Source organism: Dyadobacter soli (assembly GCF_900101885.1).
GTDB lineage: Bacteria > Bacteroidota > Bacteroidia > Cytophagales > Spirosomataceae > Dyadobacter > Dyadobacter soli.
In genome coordinates, this window is the sequence record NZ_FNAN01000023.1 from 80363 (window position 1) to 98208 (window position 17846).

Below are 17846 nucleotides of genomic sequence, written 5' to 3' on the forward strand. Positions count from 1 at the left end.
GATAATCATACGGACACTTTACGCTTCTGCTACCAGCACCTGCTCGCTGGCCGCCTCATCTGACTGAAAATCAAAAGATATCGTATATTTAAAAGGATCACGACTATCGTTTCTCCCCGTGCCGTGATGCTGCCTGCGCAACATTACCCACGTTGAAACGGTACTATACGAAATGCAAAACCCTTGCCCGTCCATATACGACGAAACCCTCCGGCAAGGAAGGGTTTCGTTCAATGAATATGAATATTGGTCAGGCTGGCTGCAAAGGCTTCTCGTCGGTCGCATTCTTGACCCAGTACAAGCCTTTCAGCAACAACTCCCTTCCTTCTTCCACACCATGCTTCATAATGACTTTTTCAATCAGCAGCGGCGCGATCAGATTGAACGGAGCCGGAAGGCGCCTGAGCGCGGTTCTTCCCAGCAATGCACCTAGCCCGACTTCTACGCCCCGCCCGGCAATGCCCTCGGGGCCCGCAGCCATCAGGTCTTTGAAGTAGTCGATCGTCCCAGAAACGGTTTCTTTCACCTTCCGCGACTTCGCAGGTTCACCGGTTGAGTCCATGGCTGTTCATATTAAAGATTACCTACCTGTTCGCGTGCACTGTCGACGTACTCCTCAGCTTTTCCGGCTGCTTCGTCGGCGTACGCTTCGCCCTCCTTTTTGAGCTGGCCCGCTGCGTCGGCCGCTTTCGCTTTGCTTTTCTCCAATGCGGCTATCAGATCACCTGCGAGGTCGTTGGTTTTCTTTTTCAGTTTTTTGATCGTCTTCTTGCTATCCTCCGGTGCCAGCAGCAAACCGATCACCGCACCGGCTACCGCCGCTGTTACTATCCCTAAAATGATTTTGTTCGTTGACATAACACACGTGTTTTAATGTGGATCATTTGGTTTCAAACAAAACCGTCGCAAATCCTGTACCAATCGGGCTATGGCTTAGCCGCCTTTAAATGGCAGGATTATTGCCTTGCTTAACCCGAAAGGTTAGTTTGCAATCCAAATGCCGTGCATACGGCAAAGGAAAATACCTCCACTACCGATGACTGAAATTATTACTTCTCACACGGCGCTATGAAAATTGTTATAATTGAAGATGAAAGGGACTTGGGAGTGTTGATGCGCAATTTTCTGATAAGGCAACTGAATATTAAAACACCCGAAGGCAATGTCCGGGTGGTAGCTTCATTAACCGAAGGTCTTGATTGTGTCCGGGATATGAGCCCCGATTGGATATTCATAGACAACAACTTACCCGACGGCAAAGGCGTTCAGGCAATCCGCCAGATACGCGACGTACACCCGGGTAAAAATGCAAAAGTGGTGATGATGAGCGCCATGACGAATCTGAGAGACGAAGCTTTCAGAAACGGCGCCGACTTTTTCCTCGATAAACCCATAAGCTTTGTAGAAGTCAAGAATATCTTCACAAAACCAGCAACCGAAATCTGAGCATTTACAGGATTGGCATCACAACGAATCGTGGAAATACTTGCATCAATTGGGGATTCACCCTGGTTGTCCGTAGAAAATATTGCACAAAGCGAGCAACAGTAGTGGTTTAGCACGGGTTAACTTCTAAAACAGTACGGGGCATTTCGTCCCCGATCTCGCCCTGCTACCCGGCATTTTCACTTTCTGACTGCGGTAACGCGTGTGCTTTTTCTTCACCGCATCGCCTTTCTTTTTCTCGTAAGGAACGAGCTTGAAATCGTATTCGGGGATAAAATAATCTTCCTTGTACTCGGCCACCGGCAAAGGCATGTAGTGGCGGCCCGGGAAGGTAAGCACGTCGTATTCGTAGTCGTAGAGGTAGATTGTCACGAAACCGTCGCGGCTGTATTTAATTCCGATGTCGGAGAACGGACTATTTTCGTCGGACGACGCCACGAGCCGCATCATTTCCTGCTGCTTACCTTTCACGAGCACATTCATATTGTATTGGAACACACGGTGCAGCGAGTCGATCTGGATAGCAATGCCGAGGTAGTATTTTGCATCTTTGAGCCGTTCCTGGCCTGCATACATTATCGCCGTATTGTTCAATGCACTTTTGTCCTGGTAGTTCTGATAGCTCAGCTTCGCATCGTCGTATCGCTCCATGTAACGGTACACATTGCCCTGGTTCACATTATAGAACTTCCGGCCCGGTGCGGCAGCCATTGCAAGTTTGAAATCCTCGAATGCCCCGTCATACCGGGCGTTGGCTTCGTTCACCTGGTGTTTCTGGTCGTGCCGGTTACCAATGTACGCCTGCACGATGCCGTGGTTGTTGTGCAAAAACGGCAGCTCCGGCTTCTCGCGGACGAGGCTGTCGAAAACGGCCATGGACTTATCCAGCTGGTCGTTTTCCAGCAATGCGATCCCCCAGCCATTTTGCGCATTCACATTGGCCCGGTTCAGCGAAACCGCCTTTTTGAAAACCTGGTAGCCCTTTTTGTACATATCGAAATGCAGCAGCAGGTTGCCGTAGTTGCTCCACATCAGGTCGTAACCCTGCTCGTACTGCAACGCCTTGGCAAGGTATTGCCCCGCCTCCGAATACCGTTTCAAGTCGATCATAATGCCGCTCAATCCCGCCAGTGCCTCGTATCGGATCGGATCGAGCTTGATCGCCTTCTGGAAGTCCTCCTGCGCCAGGGCCGTCTTTTTTAAGTAGTATTCTGAAAAAGCTTTGGTCACAAAAAGATCGGCGAAGAACTTGTTGTCCTCGTTCAATGCCTTCTCGCCTTTCTTGAAATCTTTGAGCGCCTGGTCGTATTTCCTCTGACCGTAATTCGCGACGGCGCGGCCCAGGTAGGCAGGTAAATAGGTCGAATCCTTTTTGATTACCCGGTCGAAAAGCGTGAATGCCGTCTGGTACTCGTGTTTGGAAAGGTGCGTATTCGCGATGCCGGACTGTAATGCGGGTGTTTCGCGCTTCAACGTCGATGCCAGCTTGTAATACCGCTGCGCCTCACCGATCTGATGCAGGCCGTAGCACGAATGCGCCATCCCCAGGTAAGCATCGCCCCGGAAGGTGCGGTCGTCGGTTTCGAGGTATTTTTCAAAAACGGCCTTCGCCATTCCGAACTGGCTGAGCGAAAGCAGCGCATTCGCATAACGTATCTGCGCCTTCGGGTGCGTACGTGCGACTTTCTCGAAATCCTTCACGGCCCGCTTTTCGTTGCCGGTGCGCATCAGGATGTCGCCGCGTTGCAGGCGGTAAGCCATTTCGTCCTTCTGGCGGATCGCGGTCGTCAGCTCGTCCACCGCCTCTTCCAGCCTGCCGCCGTACTTGTGGACCATCCCGAGGTTGAAATTCCATTTACCACCGGTATTTTTTGCGGAATTATCGGTCGCGTACCTGGCGGCTTCATTGTATCGTTTCTGCTTGCCGAGCGCCACGAGGCTATTCACTATTGCCGCAGAACTACCGGGAGCATCGAAGAAGTCTTTACGTGCCGCATCATATTTACCCGATAGCATTGCAAAAAGCCCCCGGTTATAATGCAAAAGCGGATCGAGCTCGCCGAGGTCGAGCGTTTCCATAATGTGCAATGCCTTTTGATAATTGCCGGTAAGCGCGAGGATAACCGCCTCGTTGTTCATCCGCTGTACCGAATCGGAAGGTTGGAAAGCCTGTTTATGATAGGCAGCGTAGGCGGCCTGCAAGGTGCGGACGCCACGCTGATATTCTTCACCTCTCAATAATGCTGGATTATTTTCCTCGAAGGACTTATTAAAAACAGGTAGAAGTTCTTTTACAATTTTTTGGCACTCACTAAAATCCTGGGCTGCGACTTGCCGCGGCACTAACACCGTCAACATCAGCAACATACCTGTCATCACAAGTAAGCAGATTTTCTGTACCATAGGGGGTGCTTAATGGCTCAAAAGCCACTAACCTACAAGTAATCAGGGAAATTTACAATAATTGCTAAGACCGTTTGCTAATTTGCAGGTATAATATAATTTTTTAAATAAATAACATCATTTTAAGTAAACTACCGGTGATTAGAGTTGCACGGAAGCCAGCGCATCGATAAAAACCTGTTTATCATTAACCAGAACTGTCAGAGCACTTTCCGAGGCGTTTTCAATGGAAATCGACTGCTGCGAGACGGTTACCTTCAGCAATGTACCTCTGAACCCGATCCGGAACGAATATCCCTCCCATTGGTCGGGAATGTACGGTTTGAAGGACAGCATACCGTTCGTTACGCGCTGCCCGGCAAAGCCTTTCACGACGCTCATCCACGTACCGGCCATCGAAGTAATATGAAGGCCGTCCTCAGTGTCATTATTGTAATCGTCCAAATCCAGACGGGCCGTACGCAGGTACATTTCATAAGCTTTTTCCCGCAAACCAAGTCCGGCCGCGAGTATGGAATGCACGCAAGGCGATAACGACGACTCATGCACGGTCATCGGTTCGTAAAACTCGAAGTTGCGGCGGATAGTCGCTGCATCGAACTCGTGTTCGAAGAAGTACAGCCCTTGCAGTACATCCGCTTGCTTGATGAAGCATGAGCGCAATATCCTGTCCCACGACCACCGCTGGTTGATCGGACGCTGTCCGGCAATGTCCGTGACGGTCAGCAATTCTTTGTCGAGGAATCCCTGCTGCTGCAAATACACCTGCCTGTTTTCATCGAACGGATAATGCATGTTGTCCACAATGCGCTTCCAATCGGGGAGTTCCGCATTCAGTTGCAGGTTTGTTTTGAAAATGATTTCGTTGAGCTTGCGGGAATCTTCTTTCCACAGCTTATCGATCACTTCCAGCGTGTACCGCAGCGTCCAGCAGGCGATGTAGTTGGTATACCAGTTGTTGTTGACATTGTTTTCATACTCATTCGGCCCCGTCACGCCCAGCATTACATACTGTCCCTTATCCTTCGACCAGTTGATGCGCTGCTTCCAGAACCGGGAAATACCGATCAGCACTTCAAGACCCAGGTCGTTGACATAGCTTTCGTCGCCCGTGTAGCGGGTATAATCGTAAATGGCGTACGCAATGGCACCGTTCCGGTGGATCTCCTCGAAAGTGATTTCCCACTCGTTGTGGCATTCCTCGCCGTTCATCGTCACCATCGGGTAAAGCGCCGCGCCGTCGGTGAAACCCAGCTTCGCCGCATTCTCGATGGCTTTCTGCAAATGCTTATGGCGATAAACAAGCAGGTTGCGCGCCACCTTTTCGTCGGCCGTGGAGAGATAGAACGGAATGCAGTAAGCCTCGGTATCCCAGTAGGTACTGCCGCCGTATTTCTCGCCGGTAAAGCCTTTCGGGCCAATATTCAGGCGCTCGTCTTCCCCGGTGTAGGTTTGACCTAAATGAAAGATATTGAACCTTATACCCTGCTGCGCGGCCACGTCGCCGGCAATGGTAATGTCGTTTTTCTCCCACTTGCCTGCCCACGCCTGCACCTGCTCCGCGTACATGCGGTCGAAGCCCTTATCGGCAATGCGGGCAATGTAGGCTTTGGCATTGGGGATCAGCTCGTCGTGCGCATAGTTGGCCGATGAGAGGTTTACGGCATATTTATAAATCGTGAGCTCCTGCCCTTCCCGGACTTCCAGCTGCGTACTGCCGTGCACATACTTGTCGCGCGCGATGTATTGCACCGATGGCTCGGCGGGCAGGCCATTTAGTTTAAAATCAAATTTCATCCCGGTAGCGACGCGGAACTGCTCTACCTGGTAAGGATTGCTTTTCGTTTCGAGCACGAGATACCCTTCACACGCCTGCGCCTCGTGCGCGATGCCGTTCCAGAAAGACTCGTCGTAATTGGAATCGCGGTTGCGGATATTGCCGTCGAGGAAGGGCGTCATGCTGAAATGGTCGGTGAAGTTGAGCGGCACCATGCTGTAACTGATTGCTGCGGCCTCGTCGTCGGCCATGCTGCAAAAGCGTTTGGAATGAATGCGCAGCTTCCTGCCGCCCGAGAGCGTAACCGTGGCAGTGCGTTCGAGCACGCCTTCTTTCATATTGAGCACCCTGCGGAACTCCTCGATTTTGCAGGTATTCAGGTCGAGCAGCTCGGCACCGACGCGGATTTCGATGCCGGTCCAGTTGCAGGCATTGAGTACTTTGGCAAAATAGTTGGGATAACCGTTCTTCCACCAGCCTACCCGTGTTTTGTCAGGAAAATAAACACCCGCTACATAGTTACCGGGTAATGTTTTACCTGAATATCCTTCCTCGAAATTGCCGCGCTGGCCCATCCGGCCATTGCCGAGGCTCATGAGGCTTTCGGTGATTTCGTTATGTTCGGGGTGAAAACCTTCTTCTACGATGCACCATTCATCGTGCGTAATGTAATTCTTCATATGTTTTCCAATTGTGGCAAACCAAAATTTTCAAAACCGGGAACTACAATATCGGCCTCCATGAGTACCGATGCTTCCCCTATGCCGACAGCCAGCATTCCGGCCGCTTTGGCCGACTGGACACCTGCTACCGCATCCTCGAATACGGCGCAATGCGCCGGCGCAACATTCAAATCAGCCGCGCCCATGAGGAATACCTGCGGATCGGGCTTACCTTTCGTAATGCGGTTACCATCGACGATCGTATCGAAATAGTGCAGCATGCCGATTCTTTCGAGAATGACCTTCGCATTCTTGCTCGCCGAACCGAGTCCGCTCGGGATGCCGTTTTGTTTCAGCTCATCGAGAAAACGGCGTACGCCCGGCAATGCGTCGTCGGGTGTCATTTGCATGCAAAGTTCGAGGTAACGGGCGTTTTTGGCGGTGGCCCTGCGAAGCTTCTCTTCGTCGGACAGCTGAACGCCGCCGATCGATAGCACGATTTCGAGCGATTCCATGCGGCTTATGCCTTTGAGGCGTTCATTTTCTTCGCGCGTTAGGTCGAAACCGAGGTCTTGTGCCATTTCCCGCCAGGCAATGTAATGGAACTTGGCGGTATCGACGATTACCCCGTCGAGATCAAAAAGGCAAGCTTGTATTGAGGGCATAGATTCAAATTTAATATCTTGCAAAATAGTAAAAAATAGCAATTTGCTGCGTCAGGGCCGAAAGGCGGCCTGTAAGGTCTTGCGACAACGCGCTGCCGGCTTTCCTGTTACAACCATAAAACCGAAAGAAATGTCCGCCGACAAGAAGGATAAATTCGTTATATACCAGATATTTACACGCCTCTTCGGCAACCGGAATACGACCAATAAGGTGTACGGCACGATCGATGAAAACGGATGTGGCAAATTCAACGACATCGACGATACCGCGCTCAATGCATTGAAGGGTTTCGGAGTGACGCACCTCTGGTACACCGGCGTGCTGGAACATGCCACACTGACCGATTATTCGCAGTTCGGCATCAATCCCGACCATCCGCTCATTGTAAAAGGCATTGCGGGGTCGCCCTATGCCGTGAAAGATTACTACGATGTGGACCCCGACCTCGCTATGGATGTACCGAACCGCATGCAGGAATTTGAAAGCCTCGTGACACGTACGCATGCACACGACCTGAAAGTGCTCATCGATTTTATCCCCAACCACGTCGCCCGGCAATACCATTCGGATGCGCGGCCAGAAGGCATTAGAGATTTTGGGGAAGACGATGACAATACGGTCACTTTCAGTCCAAACAACAATTTCTACTACATCCCTAATCACGACTTCATCGTACCCGAAGGCCACAAACCGCCATTACCGGTAACAAACCCTTACCACGAGCGGCCAGCCAAAGCCACCGGCAACGACGTTTTCCAGGCCCAGCCGAGCCAGTACGACTGGTACGAAACCGTGAAGCTGAACTACGGCGTCGATTACCTCAGCGGCCGCACCCTCCATTTCGACCCTATTCCTTCCACCTGGCTCAAAATGCGCGACATTCTCGTGTACTGGACCCGGAAGGGCGTGGATGGTTTCCGGTGCGATATGGCCGAAATGGTGCCCGTCGAGTTCTGGGGCTGGGTGATCCCGGAAGTGAAGAAAGAAAACCCAGCAATCATATTTATCGCCGAGATTTATAACCCTTTTGAATACCGCAATTACATTAATGTCGGCAAATTCGATTACCTGTACGACAAAGTGGGGCTCTACAACTCGCTGCGCCGCGTTATCGAAGGGAATGGAAGTGCTTCGGACATTACGCGCATATGGCAGCACGAGTCGGGCGATTTCAGCGAGCATATGCTCCGATTCCTCGAAAACCACGACGAGCAGCGCATTGCCTCGCAGTATTTTGCGGGAAATCCATGGACCGCATTGCCGGCAATGGTACTCAGCGCCACGTTGCATACCGGTCCGCTGATGCTCTATTTCGGGCAGGAACTCGGCGTGGACCCTACCGAACAGGAGGGTTTTCAGGGCGAGGACGGCCGCACGACCATTTTCGACTACTGGGGCGTTCCCGAGTTTCAGCAATGGGTGAATGGCGGGAAATTCAATGAGGAACTGCTTACTACCGAGCAAAAGACGCTGCGGGAGTTTTATGGGAACCTGAATGCATTCGTACTGAAAAATGAGGCGGTGTACGCGGGCGCTTTTTATGATTTGCAGTATGTCAATGCCGACGGCCAGTCGTTCAACTATGACAAAAACATCATTTACAGCTATTTGCGCCACACCGAGAATCAGAAATTGCTCTTTGTATACAATTTTCACGAATCGCGAACCGTAGAAACGCTGGTGAAGGTGCCGCAGGATGCTTGGGCAAACGTGCTGAAACTGGGTAATACGGGTTCGTATAAATTGAAACCTGTGTTTCCCGTCGAAGTACCTCAGATACAGCTACCCGCGGCCGATATTACTTCCATGGGAGTCCATATCGAGCTTCCGCCGATTTCGTCATTTGTGTTCGAGATCGTACCGAAGTAGCGCGCCGCCTGGCCCGGTTATCTTTGCAAAAGGGGCTTATGATCATTAATTTTACAAGACTTGCGCGCTGCCGGCTTCGCTTGGCAAGTGTTTTTTGACGTTTACGTACCCTGGTTTAAAGAAATTCAAGTATGATCAGATTTGTAGTGCTTTCCGTTTTGTTGCTCGGGTCCGTTGCCTCTTTCGGGCAGGCCAGCCTGCAAAAGACTTTCGTGCAGAAAATGGAGCTGCCCGCCAGTCCGGACATCGGCACTCAGGTACTGCGGATCAGTGAATCCTTTCTGGGCACGCCGTACGTGGCGGGTACGCTGGAAGGCAACCCTACCGAGCGGCTGGTCTGCAAGTTCGACGGCCTGGATTGTACTACACTGGTGGAAAGCGTGATTGCACTCGCGGTCGCCAAAACCGAGAATTCGACTTTTGAAGAATATAAAAACGAACTGACCCGCCTCCGCTACCGGGAAGGGCTGATCGACGGATATCCCTCGCGGCTGCACTACATTCTCGACTGGATGTACGAAAACCAGAAACGCGGCCGGCTGGAAGACATTACCTCGAAAGTAGGCGGGGTTCCTTTCAACAAGCAGATCAATTTCATGACTACCCACGCCAATCTCTACCCTTCCCTGGCGGCTAGCGAGGTGTACGAAAAACTGAAAGAGCAGGAAGCGGTGATCAACTCGCGGGAACACAGCTATATTCCTAAAAACGCCATTCAAAAGGCCGAACCAATGCTGCACGATGGCGATATTGTCGCATTTACTTCCTCCGTGGAAGGGCTCGATGTGAACCATATGGGCATTATTTCGAAGGTAGGCAGCCGTGCTTACCTGATCCACGCCTCGCTGACGGGCAAAAAGGTGATTATGACAAACGTTCCCCTGGCCGAATATGTCGCTTCCGTCCCGAAACACACGGGCATGATCGTGGCCCGTCTCAACGATATCTGAACAGGGAATGGATTTAACCGAACTGATTAACTACCGCAATTCCCCCTGGCTTTTACTGCTGCTGAGCGGCACTATCGGGCTGGTCGTCAGCACTGTTGTCATTAGCCTCATTAACATTACGGCAAACCGGAAAGAATGGACGGCCGTGCGCGCGGTACGCGACAACCTCACCAGCGTGCTGCATTTCTTCGTGCCGATGGTACTCATCACCGCGGCTGCCAAAACGTACTCCTACTCCAACCCGCAATACGACTGGGTTTTCGGATTGAGTAAAACTGCGCTCATCGGCATTACCACCTGGCTGATGGCCCGGATCGTGATCATTATCGAAAAAATCCTGATTGATAAGCTCGACTTCAATTCGCCGGATAATAACCAGGCGCGGCGGCTTTTCACAAAGATCAAGTTTGTGAAACGCATTGTGGTGATCATGGTCGTCACGATCGGCGTTTCGATATTGCTGCTCAGCTTCGACAGTGTGCGGCAATATGGAGTGGGAATACTTACCTCGGCCGGTATAGCGTCGGTGATCATCGGTTTCGCGGCGCAGAAATCGCTGGCTAACCTGATGGCGGGCATTCAGATCGCATTCACCCAGCCGATCAAAATCGATGATGTGGTGATCGTGGAAGGTGAATGGGGCCGTATCGAGGAGATCAACCTGACTTACGTGGTGGTGAATATCTGGGATTTGCGCCGCATTGTTTTGCCCATTACTTATTTCATTGAAACACCGTTCCAGAACTGGACGCGTAACGAAAGCGCGTTGACCGGCGCTGCATTCTTCTACCTCAACTACCACACGCCCGTAGACAAGCTGCGCGCGAAACTGAAAGAGATCCTGGACGCCACACCGCTCTGGGACGGCCGCGCGTGGGCATTGCAGGTGACGGACACGCAAGGGCAGCTGATGGTGATCCGCGCGCTGATGTCGGCCCGGAATTCCAGCGAAACCTTCGATCTGCGCTGCCTGGTAAGGGAAAAACTCATTGAATTTATCGCAAACGAACACCCGGAAGCGCTGCCCACGACGCGTGTGGAAGAGCCTGTCCAGGTGAAATTCAGGGTTTCGGAAACGGGTATATAAAAAAATTGGCCTCCGGAAGATCCGAAGGCCAGTCTTTTCTTACTACTCACCTAACTCAATTTAACTCAATACAGTTTTCTTTGATATTTTGAACCGTATGTTCCCGCATTCTCACAGGCGCCGCTTTGTTTGAAAAAAGATGAATGACGGCCTGCAAAAAACGGCGAAAACCAACGGGTGAAAGCTACTGAAAATGCCTCGCGGCATGCGTAAATCCAAACGTGCGATTTACACTACAAAGGAGCTTTTTCGTTGTTAAAGAGGCATTAACGCTGAATTAAAAAGGAATTAAAAAGGTGGGAACTTCAAAATGAAGGTCGTGCCGGTGCCTAATGTAGACTCTACTTCGATGGTGGCGCCCTGCATGTTGATAATGCGTTTGGTCAATGCGAGACCTATGCCGTATCCCGCTTTGCTGATTGTTGACTGGCTGCGGTAGAAGGTATCGAAAATGTAAGGCAGCTCCTCCTTCGCAATGCCGAGGCCCATATCGCGGAAATAAATTACAATGAGCCTGTTTTTGATTTCCAGAAACACATTGCAGGTCTTGTCCGGTGAATACTTGCAGGCATTGTCCATCAGGTTCAGGAATGCCGTCCTGAGCAGGCTTTCGTCTCCGAACCGTTTCAGTTGCTCTTCGTCTTCCGGGATCTTGTCGTAATGGATATGTACCTGGTAACCGGCGTTTTTTTGCTGCACCGAGCCTTTTGCCTGCCAGAGCACCTCATCGACCCTGATTTTGGAAAAGGTTACCCTGAATGCATTTTCCTCCGTCCGCGCGAGTTCGAGCAGGCGGCTCACGAGCTCGTTCATTTCTTTCGCCTCAGACCATATTCCCTTCAATGCGTCCTGGTAATCGGCCGGGGAACGCTCTTTCATCAGACTGAGCTCGGCCTCGCTCATGATGAGCGCGAGCGGCGTGCGCAGCTCATGCGACGCGTGCGAGACGAAATTTTTCTGCGCCACGAATGCGATTTCTAGGCGGGTGAGCATTTGGTTGAATGTCTCGGCCAGCAATGCAAGCTCGTCTTTTTCACGCCCTACCCGTACTTTTTCATGCAAATTACCGGCCGAAATGTTGTTAACCTGGTCGATAATGTCTGCCACGGGCTTGATAGCGTCGTTCGAGAACTGCCAGCCGGCCACGCCTACCAGAATCATGGATAGCAACCAGCCAATCAGCAAGATTTCGCGCAGGCGATTCAACTGGTTCATACCCAGGTAATCGTTCGCGATCACGGCCACCACCCACGGCTTCCGGTGGTCCTGCAAAATATGCCGGATGATAATGACTTCTTTCTTCTGATGCTTGGTATGGACCTCCTTCCCGGCCCGCGCCTCGGTGAGCATGGGCTTGGAAAGTCTGAAATATTCCTTCCCGCTCACAAAAATGATCGAGTCGGAGCCGTCGTAAATCGTAATTTCTTCGTCGAGCAGAATGGTTTTGTTTTCCTTTTCGATCTTTTCGATATCGGCCTTGCTGATCCCCTGGCTTGCTTCCACGAGCTGGGCGATCGTCTGGCCGCGTTCGTTCAGGAAGGAGTAGAACTGCCTTTCGCGGTATTGGTCGTAGAAAAAGTAGATGGCAAGGCAAAACAGCGCCATGATGGAGCCTACCAGCATGGTAAACAGCAACGTCAGGCGCGTTTTGATATTCATTCTTCCTTGAAAATATAGCCCATCCCTACCACCGTGTGAATCAGCTTGGTAGGATAATCCTTATCGACTTTTTTACGGAGGAAATTAATGTACACATCGATCACATTGGTACCGGTATCGAAGCGGATGTCCCACACCTGCTCGGCAATATCCACGCGTGACACTACACGTCCGCGGTTGCGCATGAGGTATTCGAGTAATGCAAACTCTTTGGCGGTAAGGTCGATGCGGTTACCGCCGCGCCGGGCTACCTTTTCGTCGAGGTTCAGTTCGAGGTCGGCGAGGGTGAGCACCTGGCTGGATTGCTCGCGGGCGCTGTTGCGTTGCGAAAGCACCTTGATACGCGCAATCAATTCACGGAATTCGAATGGTTTTACCAAATAATCGTCGCCACCGGCTTCGAAACCGTCGAGCTTGTCGTCGATCGTGCCTAATGCGGTCAGGAACAGGATCGGGGTAGTAAGGCCGTCGGCGCGGAGCTGCTTGGCGAGGTCGTAGCCGTTGAGTAGCGGCAGGTTTACATCCAGAATGATCACGTCGAACCGGTAGTTGGAAGCCATTTTCTTGCCGACTTGTCCGTCGTAAGCCAATTCCACTTCCCACGATTGCTCTTCGAGGCCTCTTTTAAGAAAGCCCGCGAGTTTCGGTTCGTCTTCAACGATTAGTATTTTCATAGGATGATCATGCGGTTTAGAGTGCCAAATGTTGCACAGATTTTTGCTTAAAAAAAGGCTGCCCGAAATATCGGACAGCCTTTTCGTCTATATCCACACCATTAGAACGTTGGCATTTCTCAACATCCCACGTTCCATTATAATGCAAAATATAAAATTTAAATTATAAACAATAGGTAGTTGCCTATTTTTACAAAATTTCATGTAGGTATCAGTAATAATCTGCGGAATTGTCGTAGTCCGAACGATCACCAAATGCGCCGTAGTCGTCGTCCTCTTCCAGGCGCATGGCCTTCGCTGCTTTTTTAATGAGTCCGATCTGCCCCGCGTGGTAAACGTCGTGCTGGATCACCCCGTGGATCAATGTATAATAAGAGTAATCGCGGCCGGGCACGAATTCCTCGAGGAAGCTGTCGTCTTCAATTTTTTCCAATTCCGAAACAAGTTCTTCCTGCGACAGGCTCAGCTCCATCTGGATCGCCTCCCATTCGAACTCATCCACCACCGGAAATTTCTTCCAGTCCTTATCCTGCGTTTTAATATCGAATTCGGCGTCGCCCTGCAACTTACGAACGGCGAAAATGCGCCATGTAGTCATGTGGTACACGATTTCGGCGATCGAGTGCGTATTGCTGCTCAGCCGCGTTTCCGCGATTTTCGGGGTTACATCGCGCAGTGCTTCCACTACCGACGGCCCATACCATGCCTCTTCGCTTTCGTAGGTGTCGTTGAGTACATCTATGATTCTTAAAATCTCTTCTTTTGCTTCCATATGATTAGATTAAACAGCTGCAAATTTACGGGGATTCGGACGAAGATTATCCAAATGTGTTTTCAATTATAAAGAGACATTTTGCACGTTTCCATACTCTCCTGATCGTCTGCGCGAAAGCTCAACGTTCCAACCAATCGCTGAGGGATGCGGTCACCTTTGTATGTCGATGAGTTTGAAGTCTTTGAGTTTATGAGTTTAGAGTCTATGAGTTTAGAGTTTAGAGTCTGTGAGTTTAAAGTGTGCTGTTCGGAGTCATTGTTCATTTAGTTGAACCTCATGAACTCTGAACTCATAAACTTTAAACTCATCGACTCATAGCCTCGTAACGCTAAACTATTCGACTCTAAACTTTCGTTTATTTAACAAATTTTAAAAAGTCATATTCAAATGTTCAAGAAAGCCTCTTTCCTCTTACTGATCGTCGGCCTTGGGTTGGTGTCGTGTTCGAAAGACCCGATCAGCGACCTGTCCAACGAGGAGTCGTTGGTATACATCACCAATCACGATCAATCCGCCAATTACAAACAATACAAAACATTCAGCATCGTCGACTCCGTGCTGATTGTGGAAAATAACCGTGCAGGCGCTTCCCTGGATGATATCGACCGTGCCATGCTGCAAGGCCTGATCAAGAATATGGAAGCGATGGGCTATAAATATGTAGGCCGCAAGGAAAATCCGGATGTGGGTATCAATGTTTCGTGGATCACCAACACGTATCTCAATGTCGTTTCACAACCACTTTCCTCCTATTATGGCGGCTACTGGGGTGGTTATGGCTATGGCTACCCGAGCTATTACAGCTACTACGAAACCAGCGAAAGCTCGTGGCTGATTTCCATGCTCGACTTCAAAAACCCGCAAACCACACCATCCGGCAAGACCTTCAATGTGATCTGGGATGCGCAAATCCGTGGTTCGGCCATCGGCGACCAGAAACTCATCGACAAAATGGCGGATTCCATCTTCGGCCAATCCGGTTATCTCAAAATCAAGTAACAAATGAAACGAATCATCATCATTGCCCTTTTTCTTGGAAGTGTTTTGCCCGCATTGGCACAGGAAAAACCCCGGTTATATACCATTGCCTCACCGTTTGAACGGTATACCTACTATCTGGCGACCGCACGCTATACAGCCGCCATCCCGATGGGCTCTTTCAAGGACAATTATATCGACAAAGCTTCATTCCAGAATGCCTCGATCTCCATTGAATGGGTTTTAAGAAACTCGCCGCTTTCGATAGGCGGTGAGATCGGCTCTACCTATTTCGAGAAACGCGTACCACGTGCATTGTACGAAGGGCCTGACGGCACGATTTCGGCCGTACAGACCCGCACCGTGTCGCAATATCCCGTGGAGCTGTTTGCAAACTACCATTTCCTGCCCCGTAACTCGCAGGTGCAACCCTATGTGCAGGTGAGCGCAGGCGCGAGTATTCTCGATTATACAGTATATTACGGCTCGCTGGCATCGCAGGACCAGAAAGTCCGTTTTAAATACGGCGTAGGGGTCGGTTCCAAATTTTTATTCAAGAAAGATGGGTCCGTTGGCCTCGATGTACGTGTGAAGTACGATGCCACGGCTTACAAATATGACTACATCGACAAAGGCATATCATCCGTGAACGGCTCGATAGGCCTATTCTATCGTTGGTGGTAAACAACGCATCGTGACACAAAAAAAGAAGGTTTTGACCAAAACATCGCTTCTCTGGCTTAGTGGCATTCTCGCATTCCTGATCGGTTCCGGGCTTTGGGCCTGGAACCGTTTTGGTCCAAGCAGCCACAAAACTTACGCGCAGGTTAAAGAGGATTTCCCCATGGCGCGGACGCTCGACTCCGCTTCCCATGCCTGCGACCTCACCATCCGCCGATACCGCCAGATCGGCCGCGAAATGCAGTTCGAACTCGCAGCCAATGCCGGCGGACTGTCGCCTTATGACGTAAAAATTACCCAGAACGGCAAAACGCAAACCTTCCAGTCCGTACCGCACCGTTTCGGCGTGTGGCTCACGATCCCCGACGTACGGGTAGAAGGCGGCGAGGCGCAGATCCAGGTTTCCAGCCTCGGCCAGCAGGGCTGCCAGACAACCGCCGCATTCAATTTCGAAGCGGCTGTGGCCGATGAAGTAGTGGATACCAAAGAATGGACCCGCCAGGGAAGCAAGGATAACTGGCTCGATGTGCGGCCTGTTCGCAAAGACGGTAAACTCCTCCTCCGCGACTTCGCCAATTATAACGACAGCCGCACGAAGGTGGTCATGATCGACGGCATTGCCGTGCAAGGTTTGGAGAACGGTATCGAGGTAAAACCCGGCTATTTGTACTCGGTAACAGCCCGCTGGATTGACGCTCCTTACAACGACTGGTGGAATGCCGCCAAGAACCGCACCGTTCGTCAGCAGAACATTTACATTGCCGGCAAACCGGATCAGTCAGCGCCCAATGCACTCACACGCATCAGCATTCCTGAATGGTTTTCGCCTTCCCGCACCATTAATGTAGACTTCGACACCAAGTTCCCTGAATTCGAACCCATTAAAGGCAAGTTGGTAATGCAGTACCGGCTGAACAATTACGTGCCTTCCGATAATTACTACAAACGCGGGATCGGGTATTTATCCAATACCGAAAAAGAATTTCCTGCGGAAAAGCTGCATTACACAGCCACTCCCAATTACTTTGGAGATAAGGACGAAAAATGGTTCGCAAGCCTCTCCAAGGAGCAGGTAGAAGCATTGGCGGGCGTACCGGGCTTCGGTGTGTATGCCTATGATTTTGAATTCTGGAACCAGCATTATTCCAAAGAAGTCATTCAGCGGCTGATCTGGTTTTCGCGAGTGGTCAAAAAGAACCATCCGAACATGCATTTGATGGATTACTGGGGCGGCGGGGCTTATACTAACCCGCACATCAATACCGTCGGCGGGAAAAATCCGAAAGAGCTCATCAAGGAATACAGCGAACCAAAAGCCAACAATCCGAACTTCGAGCCGCTGCCGAATGGCGACAGTTTCCAGGAAATATTCAATACAGTACCTATCGATGTGTATCCCAAACCGATGTTTGGAATCGATAATGCGGGCAACTCGCCTAATAACTTCGTGCTGCTGTCGGCGATCCACTCGCTGCGCATTAACAAGCTCCTGCCCTATCAAAAAAACAACAAATTTATTTTCTACGGCTGGAACCGGTACATGCCTTTGTATAAAGACCCCATCGTACCCTGGAACTACCAGCTCACCGACCCGCAGGGCGAGCTAGTCATGAACCAGCTCGAAATGATGCCCGCCAGCCAGGCATTGAGCTTTTCACTATTCTCACTGATCTTATTCGACGGCTACTACCTCTGGCACGATGGCGGCCCAAGCGTGAAAAACCCGAATGCGTATAAATTATCCAAAGATATGTGGGGCTGGGGCTACGAATGGTACCCTGCCGACGGCAAGACGCCCGAAAACGAAGTGGGCCGCAACACTACCGGCGGTACCGCCGCGCCATACTGGGACTTCCCTACCGAATATTATGCGTTGGGCAACTGGATGGCCAAGCAAGTCGAGGACGTGATTGTAGGCGGCCAGAACCAGGACCTTGCATTCCAGCTGAACGGACAATGGGTTCAGCCTAAAAAGGAGCAGGCATTGCTGGCGATAGACGGCAAACAGCCTTTTGTTACTTCTATCGTGAAAGGGAATCAAATCGTGGTACTGGCAGTCGATTCATTCCAGCAGCCTTCCGCCCAGCGGAAAATGAAGGTACGATTGCCCGATGGCGCGGAAGCGGAAATCGAATTATACGGCAACTGGCCGTCGCTATACCGTGGAACTTTGAAGAAATAATTTTGCAATACATTATAAAAGCATAAAGCTCGCCGAT

General features: G+C 50.8%; 15 protein-coding genes. 7 read left to right on the plus strand and 8 right to left on the minus strand.

Annotated elements, in window-relative coordinates:
* Window positions 1–250: 250 nt before the first annotated feature.
* Together BLQ88_RS30715 and BLQ88_RS30720 are read right to left on the minus strand one after the other, a co-directional pair.
* On the minus strand, window positions 251–562 hold the full coding sequence (locus tag BLQ88_RS30715; RefSeq protein ID WP_090156850.1) for a hypothetical protein: 312 nt from the start codon (window positions 560–562) through the stop codon (window positions 251–253).
* Window positions 563–573: 11 nt separating this feature from the next.
* A complete protein-coding gene (locus tag BLQ88_RS30720) occupies window positions 574–858 on the minus strand; it encodes a YtxH domain-containing protein (protein WP_090156851.1) in 285 nt (94 codons plus the stop codon).
* A gap of 210 nt (window positions 859–1068) precedes the next feature.
* On the opposite strand from BLQ88_RS30720, the gene BLQ88_RS30725 reads away from it, so the two are divergent.
* Window positions 1069–1446: a response regulator gene (locus BLQ88_RS30725; protein ID WP_090156852.1), complete on the plus strand. Its 378-nt coding sequence runs from the start codon at window positions 1069–1071 to the stop codon at window positions 1444–1446.
* Window positions 1447–1572: 126 nt separating this feature from the next.
* Here the strand turns inward: BLQ88_RS30725 and BLQ88_RS30730 are convergent, their stop codons facing one another.
* The 3 genes from BLQ88_RS30730 to pgmB form a co-directional block, all read right to left on the minus strand.
* Window positions 1573–3684, minus strand: coding sequence for a tetratricopeptide repeat protein (locus BLQ88_RS30730; protein ID WP_229212940.1), 2112 nt, complete (start codon window positions 3682–3684; stop codon window positions 1573–1575).
* Between the two features lie 306 nt (window positions 3685–3990).
* Window positions 3991–6306: a glycoside hydrolase family 65 protein gene (locus tag BLQ88_RS30735; RefSeq protein WP_090156854.1), complete on the minus strand. Its 2316-nt coding sequence runs from the start codon at window positions 6304–6306 to the stop codon at window positions 3991–3993.
* Window positions 6303–6953 (minus strand): beta-phosphoglucomutase, encoded by a 651-nt coding sequence (gene pgmB, locus BLQ88_RS30740; RefSeq protein ID WP_090156855.1) that lies wholly within the window; start codon window positions 6951–6953, stop codon window positions 6303–6305. The genes BLQ88_RS30735 and pgmB overlap by 4 nt, the downstream gene beginning before the upstream one ends.
* Before the next feature lie 130 nt (window positions 6954–7083).
* Here pgmB and BLQ88_RS30745 point away from each other — a divergent pair, with 130 nt between their 5' ends.
* The 3 genes from BLQ88_RS30745 (at window position 7084) to BLQ88_RS30755 (ending at window position 10860) form a co-directional block, all read left to right on the plus strand.
* Window positions 7084–8823 (plus strand): alpha-amylase family protein, encoded by a 1740-nt coding sequence (locus BLQ88_RS30745; RefSeq protein ID WP_090156856.1) that lies wholly within the window; start codon window positions 7084–7086, stop codon window positions 8821–8823.
* 131 nt (window positions 8824–8954) lie between these two features.
* Complete coding sequence (locus BLQ88_RS30750) at window positions 8955–9773, plus strand: N-acetylmuramoyl-L-alanine amidase-like domain-containing protein (RefSeq protein WP_090156857.1); 819 nt, start codon at window positions 8955–8957, stop codon at window positions 9771–9773.
* A gap of 7 nt (window positions 9774–9780) precedes the next feature.
* A complete protein-coding gene (locus tag BLQ88_RS30755; RefSeq protein ID WP_090156858.1) occupies window positions 9781–10860 on the plus strand; it encodes a mechanosensitive ion channel family protein in 1080 nt (359 codons plus the stop codon).
* A 288-nt stretch (window positions 10861–11148) separates the two neighbouring features.
* On the opposite strand, the gene BLQ88_RS30760 is transcribed toward BLQ88_RS30755, so the two are convergent.
* The 3 genes from BLQ88_RS30760 to BLQ88_RS30770 form a co-directional block, all read right to left on the minus strand.
* Complete coding sequence (locus BLQ88_RS30760) at window positions 11149–12519, minus strand: HAMP domain-containing sensor histidine kinase (protein ID WP_090156859.1); 1371 nt, start codon at window positions 12517–12519, stop codon at window positions 11149–11151.
* Window positions 12516–13193, minus strand: coding sequence for a response regulator (locus BLQ88_RS30765; protein WP_090156860.1), 678 nt, complete (start codon window positions 13191–13193; stop codon window positions 12516–12518). The genes BLQ88_RS30760 and BLQ88_RS30765 overlap by 4 nt, the downstream gene beginning before the upstream one ends.
* 211 nt (window positions 13194–13404) lie before the next feature.
* Window positions 13405–13965, minus strand: a complete 561-nt coding sequence (locus BLQ88_RS30770; protein WP_090156861.1) for a DinB family protein — start codon at window positions 13963–13965, stop codon at window positions 13405–13407.
* A 390-nt stretch (window positions 13966–14355) separates the two neighbouring features.
* On the opposite strand from BLQ88_RS30770, the gene BLQ88_RS30775 reads away from it, so the two are divergent.
* The 3 genes from BLQ88_RS30775 to BLQ88_RS30785 are packed head-to-tail and all read left to right on the plus strand — an operon-like array spanning window position 14356 to window position 17809.
* A complete protein-coding gene (locus BLQ88_RS30775; protein WP_090156862.1) occupies window positions 14356–14967 on the plus strand; it encodes a DUF4136 domain-containing protein in 612 nt (203 codons plus the stop codon).
* A gap of 3 nt (window positions 14968–14970) precedes the next feature.
* Window positions 14971–15630 carry a porin family protein gene (locus tag BLQ88_RS30780; protein ID WP_090156863.1) on the plus strand — a complete coding sequence of 220 codons (660 nt, stop codon included), beginning with the start codon at window positions 14971–14973 and terminating at the stop codon, window positions 15628–15630.
* A gap of 10 nt (window positions 15631–15640) precedes the next feature.
* Window positions 15641–17809, plus strand: coding sequence for a hypothetical protein (locus BLQ88_RS30785; RefSeq protein ID WP_090156864.1), 2169 nt, complete (start codon window positions 15641–15643; stop codon window positions 17807–17809).
* The last annotated feature ends 37 nt before the right edge of the window (window positions 17810–17846 follow it).

Coding starts and splice junctions, on each gene's coding strand:
- BLQ88_RS30715 (WP_090156850.1), bottom strand. CDS start 562: ATGGACTCAACCGGTGAACCTGCGAAGTCGCGGAAGGTGAAAGAAACC.
- BLQ88_RS30780 (WP_090156863.1), top strand. CDS start 14,971: ATGAAACGAATCATCATCATTGCCCTTTTTCTTGGAAGTGTTTTGCCC.
- BLQ88_RS30745 (WP_090156856.1), top strand. CDS start 7,084: ATGTCCGCCGACAAGAAGGATAAATTCGTTATATACCAGATATTTACA.
- pgmB (WP_090156855.1), bottom strand. CDS start 6,953: ATGCCCTCAATACAAGCTTGCCTTTTTGATCTCGACGGGGTAATCGTC.
- BLQ88_RS30760 (WP_090156859.1), bottom strand. CDS start 12,519: ATGAATATCAAAACGCGCCTGACGTTGCTGTTTACCATGCTGGTAGGC.
- BLQ88_RS30770 (WP_090156861.1), bottom strand. CDS start 13,965: ATGGAAGCAAAAGAAGAGATTTTAAGAATCATAGATGTACTCAACGAC.
- BLQ88_RS30755 (WP_090156858.1), top strand. CDS start 9,781: ATGGATTTAACCGAACTGATTAACTACCGCAATTCCCCCTGGCTTTTA.
- BLQ88_RS30725 (WP_090156852.1), top strand. CDS start 1,069: ATGAAAATTGTTATAATTGAAGATGAAAGGGACTTGGGAGTGTTGATG.
- BLQ88_RS30720 (WP_090156851.1), bottom strand. CDS start 858: ATGTCAACGAACAAAATCATTTTAGGGATAGTAACAGCGGCGGTAGCC.
- BLQ88_RS30775 (WP_090156862.1), top strand. CDS start 14,356: ATGTTCAAGAAAGCCTCTTTCCTCTTACTGATCGTCGGCCTTGGGTTG.
- BLQ88_RS30750 (WP_090156857.1), top strand. CDS start 8,955: ATGATCAGATTTGTAGTGCTTTCCGTTTTGTTGCTCGGGTCCGTTGCC.
- BLQ88_RS30735 (WP_090156854.1), bottom strand. CDS start 6,306: ATGAAGAATTACATTACGCACGATGAATGGTGCATCGTAGAAGAAGGT.
- BLQ88_RS30765 (WP_090156860.1), bottom strand. CDS start 13,193: ATGAAAATACTAATCGTTGAAGACGAACCGAAACTCGCGGGCTTTCTT.